Annotated in this window: 14 protein-coding genes and 1 pseudogene; 9 read left to right on the top strand and 6 right to left on the bottom strand. The window is 32.2% G+C overall.

Going from position 1 to position 17801, the window contains the following annotated elements; translation table 11 throughout:
* Positions 1 to 86 precede the first annotated feature (86 nt).
* Positions 87 to 1094, top strand: a complete 1008-nt coding sequence (locus QZU90_RS09585) for an adenylosuccinate synthetase (protein ID WP_296856846.1) — start codon at positions 87 to 89, stop codon at positions 1092 to 1094.
* Positions 1095 to 1192: 98 nt separating this feature from the next.
* On the opposite strand, the gene QZU90_RS09580 is transcribed toward QZU90_RS09585, so the two are convergent.
* Both QZU90_RS09580 and QZU90_RS09575 read right to left on the bottom strand, forming a co-directional pair.
* The gene (locus QZU90_RS09580; protein WP_295606636.1) at positions 1193 to 2959 is read right to left on the bottom strand and encodes a cyclopropane-fatty-acyl-phospholipid synthase family protein; all 1767 of its coding nucleotides are present in this window, start codon (positions 2957 to 2959) and stop codon (positions 1193 to 1195) included.
* 305 nt (positions 2960 to 3264) lie between these two features.
* Complete coding sequence (locus QZU90_RS09575; RefSeq protein ID WP_295606639.1) at positions 3265 to 4449, bottom strand: coenzyme F420-0:L-glutamate ligase; 1185 nt, start codon at positions 4447 to 4449, stop codon at positions 3265 to 3267.
* 212 nt (positions 4450 to 4661) lie between these two features.
* On the opposite strand from QZU90_RS09575, the gene QZU90_RS09570 reads away from it, so the two are divergent.
* The 4 genes from QZU90_RS09570 to QZU90_RS09555 all read left to right on the top strand — a co-directional run bounded on the left by QZU90_RS09570 (position 4662) and on the right by QZU90_RS09555 (position 8434).
* Positions 4662 to 5045, top strand: coding sequence for a transposase (locus QZU90_RS09570; protein WP_295606642.1), 384 nt, complete (start codon positions 4662 to 4664; stop codon positions 5043 to 5045).
* Between the two features lie 624 nt (positions 5046 to 5669).
* Positions 5670 to 6617 carry an ABC transporter substrate-binding protein gene (locus QZU90_RS09565; protein ID WP_295606645.1) on the top strand — a complete coding sequence of 316 codons (948 nt, stop codon included), beginning with the start codon at positions 5670 to 5672 and terminating at the stop codon, positions 6615 to 6617.
* 257 nt (positions 6618 to 6874) lie between these two features.
* Entirely contained in the window at positions 6875 to 7618 is a 744-nt protein-coding gene (locus QZU90_RS09560; protein ID WP_295606648.1) for an ABC transporter permease, read from the top strand.
* A gap of 63 nt (positions 7619 to 7681) precedes the next feature.
* A complete protein-coding gene (locus tag QZU90_RS09555) occupies positions 7682 to 8434 on the top strand; it encodes an ABC transporter ATP-binding protein (protein WP_295606652.1) in 753 nt (250 codons plus the stop codon).
* A gap of 148 nt (positions 8435 to 8582) precedes the next feature.
* Here QZU90_RS09555 and thiD read toward each other — a convergent pair whose 3' ends face one another.
* From thiD to proS, 3 genes are all read right to left on the bottom strand, one after another.
* Complete coding sequence (thiD, locus tag QZU90_RS09550; protein WP_296856845.1) at positions 8583 to 9374, bottom strand: bifunctional hydroxymethylpyrimidine kinase/phosphomethylpyrimidine kinase; 792 nt, start codon at positions 9372 to 9374, stop codon at positions 8583 to 8585.
* A gap of 74 nt (positions 9375 to 9448) precedes the next feature.
* Positions 9449 to 10156 carry a 2-phospho-L-lactate guanylyltransferase gene (cofC, locus tag QZU90_RS09545; RefSeq protein WP_296856844.1) on the bottom strand — a complete coding sequence of 236 codons (708 nt, stop codon included), beginning with the start codon at positions 10154 to 10156 and terminating at the stop codon, positions 9449 to 9451.
* Positions 10157 to 10210: 54 nt separating this feature from the next.
* Complete coding sequence (gene proS, locus QZU90_RS09540) at positions 10211 to 11617, bottom strand: proline--tRNA ligase (protein WP_296856843.1); 1407 nt, start codon at positions 11615 to 11617, stop codon at positions 10211 to 10213.
* Between the two features lie 318 nt (positions 11618 to 11935).
* Here proS and QZU90_RS09535 point away from each other — a divergent pair, with 318 nt between their 5' ends.
* The 3 genes from QZU90_RS09535 (at position 11936) to rpiA (ending at position 14258) form a co-directional block, all read left to right on the top strand.
* Positions 11936 to 12979, top strand: a complete 1044-nt coding sequence (locus tag QZU90_RS09535) for an NAD(P)-dependent glycerol-1-phosphate dehydrogenase (RefSeq protein WP_296856842.1) — start codon at positions 11936 to 11938, stop codon at positions 12977 to 12979.
* Positions 12980 to 13074: 95 nt separating this feature from the next.
* On the top strand, positions 13075 to 13515 hold the full coding sequence (locus tag QZU90_RS09530; RefSeq protein WP_296856841.1) for a UPF0179 family protein: 441 nt from the start codon (positions 13075 to 13077) through the stop codon (positions 13513 to 13515).
* A gap of 74 nt (positions 13516 to 13589) precedes the next feature.
* The gene (gene rpiA, locus QZU90_RS09525) at positions 13590 to 14258 is read left to right on the top strand and encodes a ribose-5-phosphate isomerase RpiA (protein WP_296856840.1); all 669 of its coding nucleotides are present in this window, start codon (positions 13590 to 13592) and stop codon (positions 14256 to 14258) included.
* Positions 14259 to 15338: 1080 nt separating this feature from the next.
* Here the strand turns inward: rpiA and QZU90_RS09520 are convergent.
* Complete coding sequence (locus tag QZU90_RS09520; RefSeq protein ID WP_296856839.1) at positions 15339 to 16781, bottom strand: ATP-binding protein; 1443 nt, start codon at positions 16779 to 16781, stop codon at positions 15339 to 15341.
* A 327-nt stretch (positions 16782 to 17108) separates the two neighbouring features.
* On the opposite strand from QZU90_RS09520, the pseudogene QZU90_RS09515 reads away from it, so the two are divergent.
* A pseudogene (locus QZU90_RS09515) lies at positions 17109 to 17801 on the top strand (integrase); the annotation flags it as partial.

The raw sequence follows: 17801 nt of genomic DNA, 5'->3' as shown, positions 1-17801 counted from the left end.
ACTAAGACTATAAAAACTGATAAAAACTAATGAAATTAATTAAAATTAATTAAACTAACTAAAAATATATTTAAAGGAGATTTTAAATGACTTGTAGTATACTAGTTGGTGGAGCTTGGGGAGATGAAGGTAAAGGAAAGTGCATCACCTACCTTTGTGATAATGATAAGCCAAGCATTATTGCTCGTGCAGGAGTCGGACCAAATGCAGGGCATTCTGTTGAATTCAATGGCGAAAAATATGGCTTAAGATTAACTCCATCTGGTTTTGTTCATAAAGATGCTAAACTCATGATTGGTGCAGGAGTTTTAGTAAATCCAGATGTATTATTTAAGGAATTTGAAGACTTAAAGAAATATGATGTAAAGGGAAGAATGTCTGTAGACCCTAGATGTGCTATCATTACTGAAGAACACATGGCTAGAGATAAGAATTCAGAGCATTTGGCTAAAAAAATTGGAAGTACAGGATCCGGTTGCGGGCCTGCTAATTCAGATCGTGTAATGAGATCAGTTGGACTTGCAAAAGATGTCCCGGAACTTGAAGATTATCTTGCTGATGTGTCTGTTGCATGCAATGAAGCTATTGACAATGGTGAAGATGTATTCATTGAGGGTTCACAAGGTTTTGCCCTTTCACTTTATTACGGTTCATATCCATTTGTGACCAGTAAAGACACCACTGCATCAACTTTTGCAGCAGATGTTGGTGTAGGGCCAACTAAAGTGGATGAGGTAATCAATGTATTCAAATCTTACATTTCCCGTGTTGGAGAAGGTCCTTTCCCAACAGAAATGACTCAAGAGGAAGCGGAAAGCAAAGGTCTTGAGGAATATGGTGTTGTAACTGGAAGACGTAGAAGAATTATGGAACTTGCTAAGGAATCTTGTAGAATAAATGGGGCTACTCAAATAGCTTTAACTTGTGTTGATAAGTTATATGACTGTGCTCGTGTACAGGATTACGGTCAATTATCCGCTGAAACCAAGGCATTCATTTCAGAAATAGAACAAGAGACTGGTGTTCCAGTAACAATCATATCCACCGGACCAGACTTAAAGGACACTATTGACTTAAGAAAAGAATTATTATAATTCCAAACTTTTAAAAGTTTGATTTAAATCTTTTCTTCTTATTTTTTTTAGATTTTTATTCTTATTTTTTTAAAACTTTTTCTTATTTTTCAAAATAGCTATTTTTTTAAAACTGATTTTAATTTTCTCATTGGTTTTGTTATTTTCCAAGATTTGGAATTCAATAAGCTTTTAATTTCATTATCCTTTTTCTTAAGCTCCTTATTTTTCTTTTCAATCAATTTATTCTTATTTTTCAACTCCTTTCTCATCAAATTATTGTCTTTTTGAAGTTGTTTGGTTTTGTATATATCTTCAAAAGGCAAGATTTGGGAGAAAGTTCTAATTGGGCGGCTTATGATATGTCTTAAAAAACTGCATTCCCATTCCTTGAATAAGCTCAGATATTCAATATCCATATTGAAATGATCGAAAATCTCTTCAAAATTTGTGAATTCCCTTATCAACTCATTGCTGAAAAAATGATAATTGAACACTCTGAAAAATAAATATTCTAATGGCACTGGGAAATCAAGAATCCATTCATAATCAATAACAGTGAATTCTCCATCAACTATAAACATATTGCCTAAAATCGTATCTATATATGATTTTTCATGGCAATGGAATTTAATGTCTGATTTCACTGAAAATACCTTTAGGAATTCTTCTGTTGCATATTCATCTGATTCAAAGGAATTATAGAACAATGCATCATGTATGTCTTCAATGAATTCAAAAAATTTGTCCTTATCATTTTCAGCGATAATGTCAAGAAGTATATATTCGCAGGATTTCTGATTTAAAAAGTCATAATAAAGGGAATTGCCTCTAAGTTCAGCATCTAAACATTTTATTTTACCTATATCATATTTGCTCCTTTCATACATTCTTTTAATGTGTTCATTTGCCTTTTCAGTTACAGGAGTTTTAGAAACTTTGCCATCAGACCAAATGATAGTGTATACATTATGTTTCTCCTCTCTATCTGCACCTATTTTGACAAAATCAATATTGTCTGAAGGGTAATCCCTATCAGATGCCCTTATTTCAACTAGAAATGAATTTGCAAAATATTGTAAGAGATTGTCCTTGGATAATGTTAGATTTAATTTAACTTCGTCAAAAGTAGAGATTCTGTCATCAAAATATCTCCAAACCCCAGTAAATGGAATCTCATTTATTAGCTTATCGGTATTGACAGTTTCAGGAATCTCATGGTTAGGGTATGGGTAAAAGAACTTATAATTGGAAAATCCTGCGTCATTGATGATATTGCTAAGTTCGGTTTTTGTAAATGTTTGAACATAATCCACATTGGAATATTCATTGATTCCACTAAACAATTGGTCGGTATGTTCCTCTTTAAACCCTGCAAAGTATTTTAAGCCTAAACGATTGCTTAAAGCTATCAATATGACTCCATCATCTTTTAGGAATCCTTTAAGGTAATTTAAATAGTCAACATAAGGATTTTCAGAGTCAACAAATGATTTTGCATATTCAAAGGCATTGCATAAAACGATATAATCAAATTTTTCATCTACTTTAAGATCATTAAAATCAGAGACTAAAACAGTGGCTTCTTCCGCTCTTTTTGAGATAATTTCGCATTTTGATTGGCTATCCTCAACTGCAACAACATGATCAAGTTTTCTTGTAAATAATGAAGTCAATTGCCCATAGCCAGCACCTATTTCCAATAGGTTTCCATCTTTTTTAAATGGATACCAATTAAATAGATTGTGCCTTAATGGTGAAAGGAAGTAATGATATGGGTAAGTATTGTTTTCTCTAATAGCTTCATTATAATCCTGCATTTCGCTAACAATATCATATAGCTTATCTTCTGAAACCTTATCTTCGTATAGCCTTTGAAAACTCATGTTAATACCTTTGTGTTGTATATAATTTTATCCCTATTTTAATTTAATAAAAAGATTGAAAATTAATCACTTAAAAATTACTTTGTTCAAATATTAATATATTTATTTTATTTAATTAATAAGTTTTTTAAGTAATATGTTAAATTTTAAAAAAAGTTTTAAATTTCTAAAAAAAATGTAAAAATAGTTAAAGTGGTAAAAATTAAAATTTTTTAATTTTCTAAAAAAATGTAAAAATAGTTAAAGTGTTAAAAATTAAAAATTTTAAAGTAAATTAAAAAGAAAAAAAGAAAAAGGTTCGATATTTAGTCATTAGCTAAATTATCGAAGTATCCTTGGATGAATATAACTGGAGTTCCTTTATCTCCAGAACCACTTGTTAAGTCACATAATGAACCGATTAAGTCAGTCAATACTCTTGGAGTGGTTCCTTCAGTAATCATTTGTCCGGTTAAGTCTTCATCTTTTTGTCTGATTTCTTCTTTGATTGCTTCTTTCAATTCGTTTCCTTTTAAGTCAGCGAATTTATTGTCAGAAACATATTTCAATTTGATTTCATTAGGATATCCTACTAAACCATCGGTATGTGCTGGTGAAACAACAGGATCAGCTAATTCCCAAATCTTTCCGACAGGGTCTTTGAATGCACCGTCACCGTAAACCATAACTTCAATTTGTTTGCCGGTAAGGTCAATTAATCTTTTTTGAACTTCTCTTACTAAAGTGTCTCCTGTTTTTGGGAATAATTTTAATCTTTCTTCAGTTGCCTTGTTGGAACCGAGTAATCCGAAATTTGGGTTGCAGCCGGAATCTCCAATAGGTTCAGTTAAAACTTCGTGAAGTCCGAATACATGAGCTCCTTCTTCCTTAAGTAATTTTGTGGTTTTTTCTCTGGTATGGATATCACAGGTTAAAACATCAGTGTTATAGTCAAGGATGGTTTTTACATCATTTGAGAAGACAAATTCAACTTCACAGTCTTCACTTTCAATCAATTCTCTGTAAAAGTCAATCATGTTTATTCCGGTGAATGGGTGTTTCCATGAGCCGAAAGTTTCTTTATATTCCTCTTCAGTGATGACGCTTCCTAAATTGTATTCACTTTTATCTAAAAGCTCTTCATCTAAGATACCGTTTCCAACTTCATCTGAAGGGAATGAGGTTAAAAGAGTGATCTTGTCCATTGCTCTTGCAATACCTTTTAAGATAATGGAGAATCTGTTTCTACTTAAGATAGGGTTTGTCACTCCAATGTTTTTGGATGGGAACTTGTTTTCTAGATCTTCTGCAACATCGTCTACAGTTACATAGTTTCCTTCTGAAATACCTACAACTGCTTCGGTAATTGCAACAATATCCTTGTCTTTGAATTCGAATCCTTCACTTTCCTTTGCTGCCATCAATGAATCTACAACTATGGTAGCTAAATCATCATTTTCTTTAATAATTGGTGTTCTTATTCCACGTACAACAGTACCAACACATCTCATTTTTATTACTCCTAATAAACATAAATTTGTTGGATAAATCCAACAACCTATTTATTTTATTTTTTTAATTATATTTATATGTTTAGATTATTTCATTTTCATTGAATATTTTTGGATGTTTCTTATGAATTTTTTCATCCGATTCTTTTAATTTTTCAAGTAATACAAACATGACAAAAATTATATATATTTTAATAATAATAATCTTTATCATGAAAGATATTATTAATCCGAATGTAGAAATTCCTGATGATCAGGTAGCTATGGCATTCTTTAGGAGTGTCCGTTGGGTTAATGGAGTCTATTGTCCTAAATGTAAATCATATAATGTCAACAGTAGGGGAAACCAGGGAAGGACTAGAAGATATGTGTGCAAGGATTGTGGCGCTAACTTCAATGACTTTTCAGGAACTATCTTCCATAAGAGCAAAATACCTCTAAATGTGATGTTATACATACTCTTCAATTTGGATAAGAAAACAACCACTCAGTTGTCTGAAGAGTTGGATTACAGCAGACAATGCATTTCAAGGATATCTAAATTGTTTAGGGATAAGCTATTGAGCAATCCAGAATTCTTTGATATAGAGGAATGATTCAAAAATTTTTTCTTAAAAATTCATATTGTTTTTTTTTATCAATTTGTATTAATTTTTGAAGAGCCAAAAAATATCAATGTTAGCATATTGGTACATATTTTTTTATTTTTGTAACTTTTATAGTACAAATATGTTAGCATATCGGTATTTAACAATTGTTATATATTTCTCCATTAACCTAGTTAAATCTTTTAAAATGGTTCATATTTTGATGTTTTTCAATTATCTCTTGAAATAATTTATTTTCAGCCCTATTTTTTTAATTTAACACGTTTTTAACAGTTTAAATAATATATATTTAATATTATTGTAGTTATTTTTTGTACTATTAATCTATCATGCCTTTATTTAATGAAAAACATTATATACTTTGTTTATCAATCTTTAATATAAGTAATAAGTTTTTAAATTATATTTTATTAATCCATAAAAGCTAATTGATAAATACCTTTTTAATTTCAAATTAAACCTTTATTTTAAATGATTAGTTTTTTCTAAATTATATAAAATGATTTATAAAAAAACAACTTATTATTTTAAAAGTTTTTATATGAAATGAAATCTCAAAATGAGATTATATAAGAACCATTTTGTTTAATTTTAAAAATTAAAGTGATTTTTATGGATAAAAAAATTTTAGCAATTATTGCTGTTGTAATTATAGCTCTTGTAGCTGTAGGTGCTTACTTTGCAACCAGCGGTGGCTCTGGCGATAATGTTGTAAGAATCGGTCACTTACCATCCGATCACGACACCGCACTTTTCGTTGCACAAGAAAAGAAAATGTTTGAAGAACAAGGTCTTACTGTTGAATTAACCCAATTTAACAATGGTGGAGACTTAATGACTGCTATGGCAAGTGGAGATATCGATATTGGTTATGCAGGTATCACTCCTGTAATGTCTTCCATTTCTCAAGGAGTTCCAGTAAAAGTTGTATCTGGTGCTCAAATCGAAGGAAGTTCCATTGTTGCTAATAAAAACAGTGGAATCAACACTGTTGCTGACTTAAAAGGCAAAACTGTAGCAACCCCTGGTGAAGCAACCATTCAAAACATGCTTTTAACCTCTGCTTTAACCCAAGCTGGCGTTAAAACCAGTGATGTTGAATTCACTACCATGAAAGCTGCACAAATGACTGACGCTTTAAAAGCTGGTCAAGTTGATGCAATGATCATTTGGGAACCATATGCTTCCATTGCAGTTAAAAACGGTGACGGTAAATTAGTGGAAACCAGTGGAGAAATCATTCCTGGTCACCCATGCTGTTGTGTTGTAGCAAGAGAAGACTTCATCAACAATCATCCTGAAGAATTGAAAAAAGTCTTGGCTGCTCATGAAAATGCTACCAAATTCACCAATGAAAACCCTGCAGAAGCAGCTGCATGCTTACCTGAAGACATTGTTCCTGATAAAGACTTGCAAGCAAGTGTAATCAAAGACACTACTTTCATTTCCGGTTTAGACAGCACTTACAAACAAAATGTAATGGACTTCATGAACCTTGAAGTAAAATTAGGTCTTTTACAAAAACCTTTAACTCAAGATCAAATCTTCGCAGATTTATAAATTTATAAGATTTGCTCTTTTTGAGCAATTCTTATTTTTTCTATTTTTATTTTTTATTCATTAATTTTTTCAATTTTTTTTATTCATTCATACTTGACTTTTTTTAAATGCTAAATTATATATATTAAAGAAAGTTAATTATTAATATATGAATGATATAATTCATTAATTAATTATCATTGATTTTATCTGATTTATGATATTGATGATTCTTAGTTAATAAATTATATTAAAACAATTTTAAGATAGTGATTTATGTGGAAATTAAAAAAGAATTATTACCATTTATTTTACCGGCAATACTTCTAATTATTTGGTATTTGCTTACTGATGGTTTACATTTGATTCCCTACTACATTTTACCAAGTCCATTAAATGTATTCACTGCGGCTTGGACTTTATTAAGCAGTGGAAAACTGTTCATGCATACCTCAAGCACTTTAGTGAAAGTGTTTTCAGGCATCATTCTTGCATCAGTGGTTGCAATTCCATTAGGTATAGTTCTTGGATGGTATGAAACTTTAGATAGATTAAGTTCCTTGATCATTAGTATCTTAAGGCCTATTCCACCTATCTCATGGATTCCATTTTCCATTTTATGGTTTGGTATAGGATTATCCTCCGCAGTATTCGTAATCTTCATCGGTTGTGTATTCTCAGTACTTGTATATACCATTGACGGTGTAAAGAGAACCGATAAGGTATTGATTGAAGCTGCTCAGACTTTAGGTGCTAACAATTGGAATATATTAACTAAAATCGTGCTTCCTTCCGCATTGCCTTACATTGTATCAGGGCTTAAGGTAGGGGTAAGTATCGCATTGATGTGTACCGTATCCGCTGAGATGATTGCTTCAAGCAGAGGATTAGGATATATGATCTTGACTGCAAGTCAATTGTTCCAGCCAGGAACTGTTGTAGTTGGTATGATAATTATTGGTTTAATCGGTATTTTATTTGATTATGGATTTAGAAAAGCACAAGATAGAATATTCTGGTAAATTAGGAATGATTAAGAGAAAAAAAGATTTACCGGTTTTAGATATTAGTGAAAGGTGTTTATATTGGCAATTGATATAAAAAATGTTTCTAAATCATTTATTACAAAAGATAAAGATTTCATGGCTTTAAAAGATGTGAATTTGCATGTTGATGATGGAGAGCTTATCTGTCTTTTAGGCCCTTCCGGTTGTGGAAAGACAACCCTTTTAAGAATGGTTGCAGGTTTGGAAAAACCTGATGAAGGTGAGATTTACGATAGAGGGGAACTTGTAGAAGGCCCTTCAAAGGAAAGAGGGTTCATTTTCCAACAATATTCTTTATTCCCTTGGTTAAATGTTTTAGATAATGTAATGTTTGGTTTAAATTTATCCGGAGAGCATAGTAAAGAGGAAAATCTTGCTGCTGCTGAAAGATATCTTGAAAGAGTTGGATTAGCTGACTTTAAATACAGTTATCCTCATGAGCTTTCAGGTGGTATGAAGCAAAGGGTAGCTATTATCCGTTCCTTATTGAACCACACTCCTGTCTTGCTTATGGATGAGCCGTTTTCAGCAGTTGACATGTTGAATAGGCATACCTTGCAGGAACAATTGATTGGAGTTTGGAAAAGATTCGAAACCACTATTCTTTTCGTCACTCACGATGTTGATGAAGCGGTCTATTTGGCAGACAAGATTGTGATCATGGATAAAAGGCCAGGTAGAATAAAAGACGTGGTAGAGGTTCCTCTTGAAAGACCTCGTCAAAGAGAATCAAGAGAGTTCTTGGATTTCCAAGATGAAGTTGAAAAGCTTTTAGGAGTTTGGGAGCCCTAATAAAAACAAGTTTTAAACTTTAGTTTAGAATTTGTTACAAAATTTTTCACTTTTATAGTGATAATTCTTTTTTTATTTTTTTAATTCTTAAAAAGAGTTAGCTATTTTTTTATTTTTTATTTTTAAAAAGAGAGCATTATTTTTATTTTTACAATACTTTTGAATTAAAATTAGGATTTAAAGTACCGTATCTTCCGTTTTTAACAGATTCATAAATGAATTTGGTGGATTTTTTTATAGCTATTTTTAAATTATCCTCATCTTTGCTGTTTTTATCATTATTGTTTAATAAAACAAGATTTGCACAAATTGCAGCAGATAAGCTGCATCCGGTTCCATGCAAGTTTTCAGATTTGATTAGATCCTGATGTAAAGTGCTTAATTCATCTTTTTCCTTATTGTAAATGATGTTTGTTCCATTAAGGTGTCCACCAGTAATCATCACATTGCAGTATTCACCAATTTTATACGCTGATTCCTTTGCATCTTCAACACTTTCAATTTTCATTCCTGAAAGTTTTTCAGCTTCTGACACATTAGGAGTTACAATAAGTGTTTTTTTGAGGAGATATTTCTTTAAAGCATCAGCTATTTCCATCTTAGAAAGTGCATCTCCTGCACTAGCTACCATCACTGGATCAACAACTATGCTTAAATCGTATTCGTCGACCTTTTTACTTACAAGTTGAATGATTTCCTTTGAGTATAATAGGCCTGTCTTTGAGTATTTGATAGTGTACTCATCAAAAATAGAATCTATCTGCTCAGAGATATATGTAGTGCTAACAGGTTCAACAGAAAACACTTTTTTAGGGTTTTGTGCAGTGAGTGCAGTGACTGCTGCACATGCATGAACACCATGTGCTGCCATGGTCTTGATGTCAGTGCTTATTCCTGCTCCTCCAGATGGATCGAATCCTGCAATTGTTAGTCCTATCATAATATCACACAAATATTTTTTATAAAATTCTAAAAAAATTAAAAATTAAAAATAAGAAGACAAATAGTTAAAAATTATTCATCTCTAGTTACTTTAAGCCTTTCATGGCCACGGAATGATTCCACTTTGATACCAAGTGATTCCAAGTATTTCTTGGTTTCTGTTCCATTTCCATGAAGCATGATTTCACCAAGGTCTTCAGTGGTGTTTACATCAAGTGCCATATAGAATGAGTCATGAACCAATGGGACCAATTTCTTCTTTTCAGCCTCTTCAATATGCTTTTTGAAACTGAATCCTCCGAATTTCATGTCAATGGACAATGGCTTGATGATCAATGCATTTGTTCCTCCACCTTTTGAAGGAACAATGATGAAATCAAGATTTTTAGCTTGGTCAATAAGTAGCTTGATATTGGTCTTTCCAATCAATGGAATGTCAGATGGCAAGATTATGACTTTTCTTGTTTTCTTTCTGCACCATTTCATAGCTTGTTTGATGGCTTTGTTTAAAGGGCCTTCATCACCATTTTTTGAAGCTTTAGATGACTTGTGGTCCTCTTCAACAAGTGCAGTAAGTTCCAATTCCTCTGCATATGCCAAAACCTCTTCGTCTTTACTTATTATTATGATATCATCTACAATAGGCTTTAATGTGATTGCAATGTCCTTTAGCATTGCCTTTAAAAGATTTTTTCTCTCTTCAGGTGATAAAAAAGGAGATAATCTTGTTTTAGCATTTGCAAATTGATTTACTGGAATTATTGCATAAATCTTATCCATTTCCATTCCTCTATAATTCTAATTTCTAATAATGAAATTTCTTAAATATTATAACTAATATGTTTTAGCCATTAATGCTAAATGTTTAGCTGGCTTTCCGCAATGTGGACAGACCTTATCGGTTTCAATATCCTCTTCATTGATACCAAGGATATCCACACCGGTTTCCTCTTCAATTGCCTTTCCACATTCCTCGTCTCCACACCAGTAGAACTTAACGACCTTTCCCCCATCAACAATGTCAGAAACATTCTCAAGACTGTCTAATGTGACTAATTTCTCATCCTGTTTAGCCCAGGAATTAGCTTTCATGCTTTCTTCAACTTCAGCTAATAAGTCTGATACCTTTTCAGTAATGTCGTCATCTAAGCTTACTTCAATCTTTTCACCGGTGTCTCTTCTTCCAATGATTGCTAAATTGTTGTTAAGGTCTCTTGGTCCTAATTCGAATCTGAGAGGAGTTCCTTTGAGTTCCCAATCAAAGAATTTCTTACCTGGTCTGATGTCTCTGGTATCCATTTGTACTCTGATTCCTTTAGCTTCCAAAGCATCCTTGATCTCATTACATTTAGCCATTACTTCCTCTCCACCATCCTTGAAGATGATAGGGATTATAGTGATTTGCTTTGGAGAGATTTCTGGAGGCAATTGGAGACCTTTTTCATCTCCATGAGCGGCAATTGCTGCTGCAATCACTCTGTCAGAGATGCCGTAACAGGTTTGGTAAGCATATTCATGGTTTCCTTCCTTGTTCTCGAAGGTTATTTCAAAGGTATGTGCAAAGGTTTGGCCTAAGTTGTGAACAGTACCAATTTGCAATGTCTTTCCATCAGGCATGATTGTATCGAATGCCATGGTGTATTCTGCACCAGGGAACTTGTCCCAAACTGGTCTTTTGCTGATTAAATAAGCGATTCCAAGTCCGTCAAAGAATTTCTTGTAGAGTTCGATACCTGTTTCAACCTGTTCTGCAGCCTCTTCAGCGCTTGAATGTACTGTGTGAGCTTCTGCAAAGGTAGTGATTTCCCTTACTCTAATAAGAGGTCTTGTATGTTTGGTTTCGTATCTGAATGTGTTTACAACTTGATATTGCTTGATAGGGAGGTCAATGTGTGATCTTACCCATAATGCGAACATAGGGTACATTGCGGTTTCACTGGTTGGTCTGATTGCAAGCTTTTCATTCAATTCTGTTTGACCACCATGGGTAACCCAATATACCTCATCTTCAAATCCCTTTACATGAATTCCCTCTTTTGCAAGTTCTGCTTCAGGAATGAGTAAAGGAAATAGGGTTTCGTCATGCTCTTTGTCCATCAAGTCTCTAAATATATTTAAAGTTGCTCTTCTGATTTGAAATCCATAAGGACGCCATACAGCCATTCCCTTAATAGGATATCTTGAATCGGTTATATCTGCATTTTCTAAAATGTCATGGAACCATTCACTAAAATTTTCCACATTATCACCTAATTTTAATAAAATAATAAGTTTTAAATTGTTAAATCATTAATAAAATTTTTATTTTATTTTTTTTATCATTGATTTATTTTATAATAGTATTAGTATGTATTTAATTTATTATATAGTTTATTAGTAGATGACTTTTAAAACAAAACTTATTTAATTTATTGAAAACATATATTAAAATAATATTAAATAACATGCTAAAAATTTAAGAATATTATAGATTCTAAAAATTATTCAATGGAAAATGATTAGGGATATTATAGGCTCTAAACAATTATTCAATGGAAAATTGATTTTTAAGGAGATAACATGGATTCTAAAACAATTCAAATGCCAAGAGAAGTGCATATTGGACCTAATGTCCTTGATGACATAGGTGAAATATGCAAGAATTTACGCTTGTTTGATGAAGCTCTTGTCGTATCAGGTTATCATACATTTGATGTGGCAGGTAAGCTTACAGTTGAAGCTTTGGAAAAGTCTGACTTTGGAGTTGAAGTTGTAAAGGTAAAGGACGCTTCAATGGAGTCTGTTGAAAAGGTGCAAGAAAGAATAGCTAACGCTTCTGTAGTCTTAGGTGTAGGTGGAGGAAAGATCATTGATGTAGCAAAGCTTGCTTCCACAAATGCCCATAACTATTTCATTTCCGTTCCAACAACCGCTTCCCACGATGGTATAGCATCACCAATGGCTTCAATAAAAAATGATATCGGATCAGTTTCCAAAAGCGCTAATTCTCCAATGGCTGTTGTTGCTGACACTGGCATTATTAACGATTCTCCTTTTAGATTAATTGCTTCCGGTTGTGCAGATATTGTCTCCAATTACACTGCAATAAAGGATTGGAAATTGGCGTACAGATTAAGAAATGAGCCATACAGTGAGTCTGCCGCTGCATTGTCTGAAATGACTGCAAAGCTTATCATAAACTCTTCCGACAGCATAAAAGAAGGGCTTGAGGAAAGTGCAAGAATTGTTGTTAAGTCATTGTTCAGCAGTGGTATGGCAATAAGCATTGCAGGGTCATCAAGACCTGCAAGCGGTTCAGAACACTTATTCAGCCATGCTTTGGATAGAGTTGCCAAAAAGCATGCATTGCATGGTGAGCAATGTGGTGTAGGAACAATCATGATGATGCATTTGCATGGTGGAGACTGGAGATCCATTCAAAATATATTAAAGACAATTGGTGCTCCAACAACTGCAGCTGAATTGGGTGTAGATGATGATGAGATCATTGAGGCATTGACAATTGCCCATACAATAAGGCCAGAAAGATATACCATTTTAGGTGATAATGGTCTTACAAGAGATGCAGCTATTAAATTGGCTAAGAAGACTGAAGTCATTTAGCTTTGATTATTATTCTTGAATCTGTTTAAGATTCATGTTTCCTTTTAAGTTTTTAGTGTGTTCAATAAGTTTAAAATTTATAAAGGAATGATTATATGATTACATTGATTGGTAAGGAATTGGCAAGGGAAGGAGTGAGCTTTGTATTTTATGAGCCCGCAGAGGAATGTTCGGACTGCAGGTTCAAGGCATCATGTGTAGACTCCCTAAAGAAAGGTCATAGGTATACAATTACAGAAGTTAGGGATGTTGAACAGAAATGCCCTATCCATGAGAACGATAAGGTTCAAGTGGTTGCTGTTGAGAATGCGGAATTCACTATCCTAACTGATTCAAAAGGGGTCTTTGAAGGATCAAGCTTTGACTTCAAACGTCAAGGATGTTCAAACAAGGACTGTGATTTCAGGCATATGTGTTTCCCAGATGGAATCTCCAAAGAGGAGAAGGGAGTTTATGTAAAGGATTTAGGTAAGTTCAAGGACTGTCCTAAAGGAAACGCATTGGTTAAATGCATTGTTAAAATTCAAGATAAATAATTTAATTTATTATGCATAGTTTCAATTTACGATAATTAGTTTATATTATTAATGATTATTATTTGGTGTTAATTATGAGTCAAATGAAAAAGGATTGCGGTTATGCTGCAGCTGATTTGGTAAAAGACGGTCAGGTTTTAGGTCTTGGTACAGGTTCAACCACCCTTTACTTTATTGAAAAGGTAGGTATGAGAGTAAGGGATGAAGGAATTGAAGTCATTGGAATTCCAACTTCTTTCCAATCAAGATTGCTTGCTCGCCAATGGAACATTCCACTTACAGACCTTAGTGAACATGAAATCGATTTGGCTGTTGATGGTGCTGATGAAATCGATCCAGACTTCAATTTAATCAAGGGTGGAGGAGCAGCACACACTTTGGAAAAGATTGTTGATTATTCTGCAGATGAGCTTGTTATCATTGCAGATGAATCCAAGCTTGTAGATGTCTTAGGCGCTTTCCCACTTCCTATTGAAATCATTCCAGAGTCCTTAAATCCAGTTACAAAGGCATTGGAGGATATGGGTGGTAAAGTGGACATAAGAATGGGTCAAGCTAAGGATGGGCCTGTAATTACAGATAATGGGAACTTCATTTTGGATGTTGCATTCGGCAAAATCGAAAACCCAATTCATATGGAAGATGAATTGAACACAATTCCAGGTGTTGTTGAAAACGGTTTATTCACTGAAATGGTAGATAAGGTCATTATCGGTTCTAAAGATGGTGTAAAATACTTATAGTTTTTATGCTGTTTTTCTCTTTTTTTATTTTTATTTTTCATGTGTTTTATTGGACATTAAAGCTATTTTTTTAGTTAAAATTCAGAAATTCCAATGAGTTGTGCTTTTTTCTTAATGATATTTTTAGAATCTTTTGAAATGTAAAAATTGTTAATATATGGTTAACTATTTGTTAAAAGAATTAAATTTGTTTTTTTTTTCTAATTTAAATTTTTATAAGCTATGAAAATCTAATATTTTATTAGGTGATATGATGGCAAAAAATATTGAAAGAACTCCAACTTTAAGTGGAGAATCTGCAAAGGAATTTCTAGAAGATATGAAAAGACCAAATTCTCCAAAGGAAGGAAGTCAAAAGGAGAATAGATGAAACCAAACTAGTGAAATTTTTATAAATTTCGTTGTTTAGGTGGTTTTTAGAATTTAGGTATGGATATGTAACAAAATTTTTGATTCATTTTTTTAGATTCAATCTAATTAAAATGATGATTAATTTAAATGAGGATATCATCATAAAATACTAAAATCATTTGCTCTATTTTCAATTTAAAGTGTGCCATTTATTGACCATTTTTTCTTGTGTTTGTAACATTTTCATTTAAAAAAATTGGATTTAAGAAATATGACTTATATTTAATTATTATTTTTATCATTAAGCTATGAAGTTGAGATATTATTTGAATTAAATGAATTTTTGTTATTTATATGGAAAATTACAGATTTTAGATAGATTTCATTTTTTTTTTTTACTTTGGCTTAGTGTGTACCCATAGTTTATGTAAATGCTTAAGTGTCCATTTTTAAGTAGTTAAAATTACTAAAGTAATGATTAATTAAATAAAATATTTTTAATAAATATTTAAATTATTAACCCATCATTAACTTTAATGAAGTGTGCAAAAAGTGTGCAAAAAGTGCAAGAAGTGTTCAAATTTTATTAAAAAAATTCTTTTTTTTCCAAAATAAAGTTTATTTATCAACTATTTCATTATTTAATTAACTAAAATTCATTTATTTTTATTAATCTTATGTTTTGAATCATATTTTTAAAGATAAATCCTCAAATCTTTCTGCTTTAATTCATAATAATGAAAATGTTTTAGGAGATATGTAAATTATATCCTCATCTTTTTCAATTGAACTGGTTTTATTGGATATTACTATTCCATAATCGGCATTTAATTTGTTGATTGCTTTTTTAATTTGCTTATTGTCTTTTTTTCCCATTCCCACTTCTATGGGAATTGGGGTTTGGAAATGTTTCTGGACAATAAAGTCCACCCCTCCTTTATCCATATCGTAATATGTATTAAATAATGGCAAGTCTCCAGTATATGATAAATTGTGTAGGCTGCTTGCCACTAAATTTTCGAGTAAAACTCCTTCGTAATCGCTTTTATCAAGTATGGTATTTCCCAGTGTTTCATTGATGCAGTTTTTCACACTTGGTGTTGCAAGATAATACTTCCATGATTTTCTCACTCTTTTTTTAATTCCCCCATATGCTTCGCAGTGGAAAATCAATTGTGTCTGTTCTAAAATATTAAATATTGAATTGATTCTGCTAGTGCTGCAGTTGAGGCTTGCTGCCACTTTATTTTGTGAAATCTCTCCAGGCTTCTGCTCTGCTAAAAATGTTAAGATTCTATAGATGAGATTTTGGGTGTTTCTATTTATATTAAAGATGTTGCTTATATCATTGCTGACTATCCTATAAATAATTGACCATAAGTCCCTTACTATGTCTGATGTGTATTTTTCATTTAATGTTGATGGGAAAGATCCATATTTAAAATAATTGTCCCAATCGTTTAGCTTATAATCTTTCACGCTTATTAAATCATTCTGGATTTTTAATTCTTTTTTCTGGGCTGATTCTACTTCTCCTTTGAAAATTAAGTCATTCAAGTCTTTGGATATGTCGGTAAAGTAATTGTATTTGAGCTTTAAATGTTCGCTGTAGTTCAAAGGCAGAATGCTTTGGGTTCTAAGTCTTCTTGCGGCATCTGCATTATAACTTAAATGCAGTGATGATGAACCTGTAAATATCATGAAAATGTGGGGGGACTTATCAAACATTATTTTTCCCGCCATTGCCCAATTCCTATCATAATGAACCTCATCGATAAAAATAAAGACATCTTCATCAAGCAGTGTAGGTGTGGTGTTGTGAAATATTTTTAAGTATGATTCAATAACTTCCTTAATGTTAACTTCCCCTGCAAAATTTATTTCTTCGCATGATACATATAAGAGATTTTTTGGGTTGACGTTTTTTTCATTTAGCAGATATTCATATATTTGCAGGAGCAATGTTGTTTTTCCAACACCTCTAAGTCCTGGCAGTACAAAAAAACGCTTTTCATTTTCCCTATTTAAGAAATCATCCGCTCTCTGTTGAAGTTTATAGTAATCTTCTCTTTTATTAAATTTAATGTTTTCTTCTGTAGATATTTTTCTGCTGACTATTATTGGAGTTTCATAAACTTGTTTTCTTATATATTTTTCGATTATTTGATTCATTTTTTGGCCCCTTCATTATTTTCTTAATAATATTCTATTCTTCACTATATATATGTGTTCTCATTTTGAGAATGTTTATTTATATATGACTATTCTTTTTTTGAGAATAATTATTTATATATAAATGTTCTTATTTTTAGAACAGTAGTTTTATGTGGTGTTTATGGCAAGTGCCTTGTTTCATTAATAATTAATTTAATATTGGTTTTGAATGGATATATAAGTTTAGAGAGCGTCTGAAAACTAATAATTCATGTATAGTTTACTATTTATGAAAACAGTCATTTTTATTCGTTTTTATTTTCTTGATTATTTTAATCTGTTTTCATGAATTTATCTTTATTCATGACATCTAGTGATTTGTTCAATGGTTTTTGCATTAGCCGCAACATTAAGGGGAGTACGGTCAGGTCTTATCTCTCTGCAGTCAGGAAGTATGAATCCTATAATGGAATGTCTATGGATAGCTTGATGGATGAGGCAATAAGGGATGAAGAAAGCATGGTTCCACTTAAAAATAGGCATATCAAGAATAGATTATTGAATTTCAGGTCTTATCTTTTAGATTCAGAATTGTCTATAAATACAGTTAAAACTTATTTTTCCAGAATCAAGACATTCTATAGGCATTTTGAAATTGAATTGCCCTATTTGAATGACATTAAGTTTGATGGGGAGTATCTATCCTCATATTATGACTTGCCTGCAAGGGGTGACATCAGGAAGGTCTGTTCCATTTCATCTAATGCTTTTAGGGCGCTTGTTCTTTTCATTTCAAGCAGTGGCTGTGCCAAGGCAGAAACCCTTTCCCTTACTGTTGGGGATTTTGTTAAGGCAAGTGATGATTATCATGATGGAGGTTCAATTGATGATGTTTTGAATTGCTTGATTGGTAGGAGGGATATTGTTCCTGCATTTTATCTTAAGAGGATAAAGACCAATAAGTTCTATTATGCATTTTGCTCTCCTGAAGCAAGCCATCATATTGTGAAGTATCTGATTTCAAGAAAGGGATTGTCT

The sequence above is a fragment of the uncultured Methanobrevibacter sp. genome (genome assembly GCF_902784195.1).
In the GTDB taxonomy this organism is placed as follows: domain Archaea; phylum Methanobacteriota; class Methanobacteria; order Methanobacteriales; family Methanobacteriaceae; genus Methanobrevibacter.
Note: the sequence above shows the minus strand (reverse complement) of the source record. Positions and strands in the feature narration are given on the sequence as shown.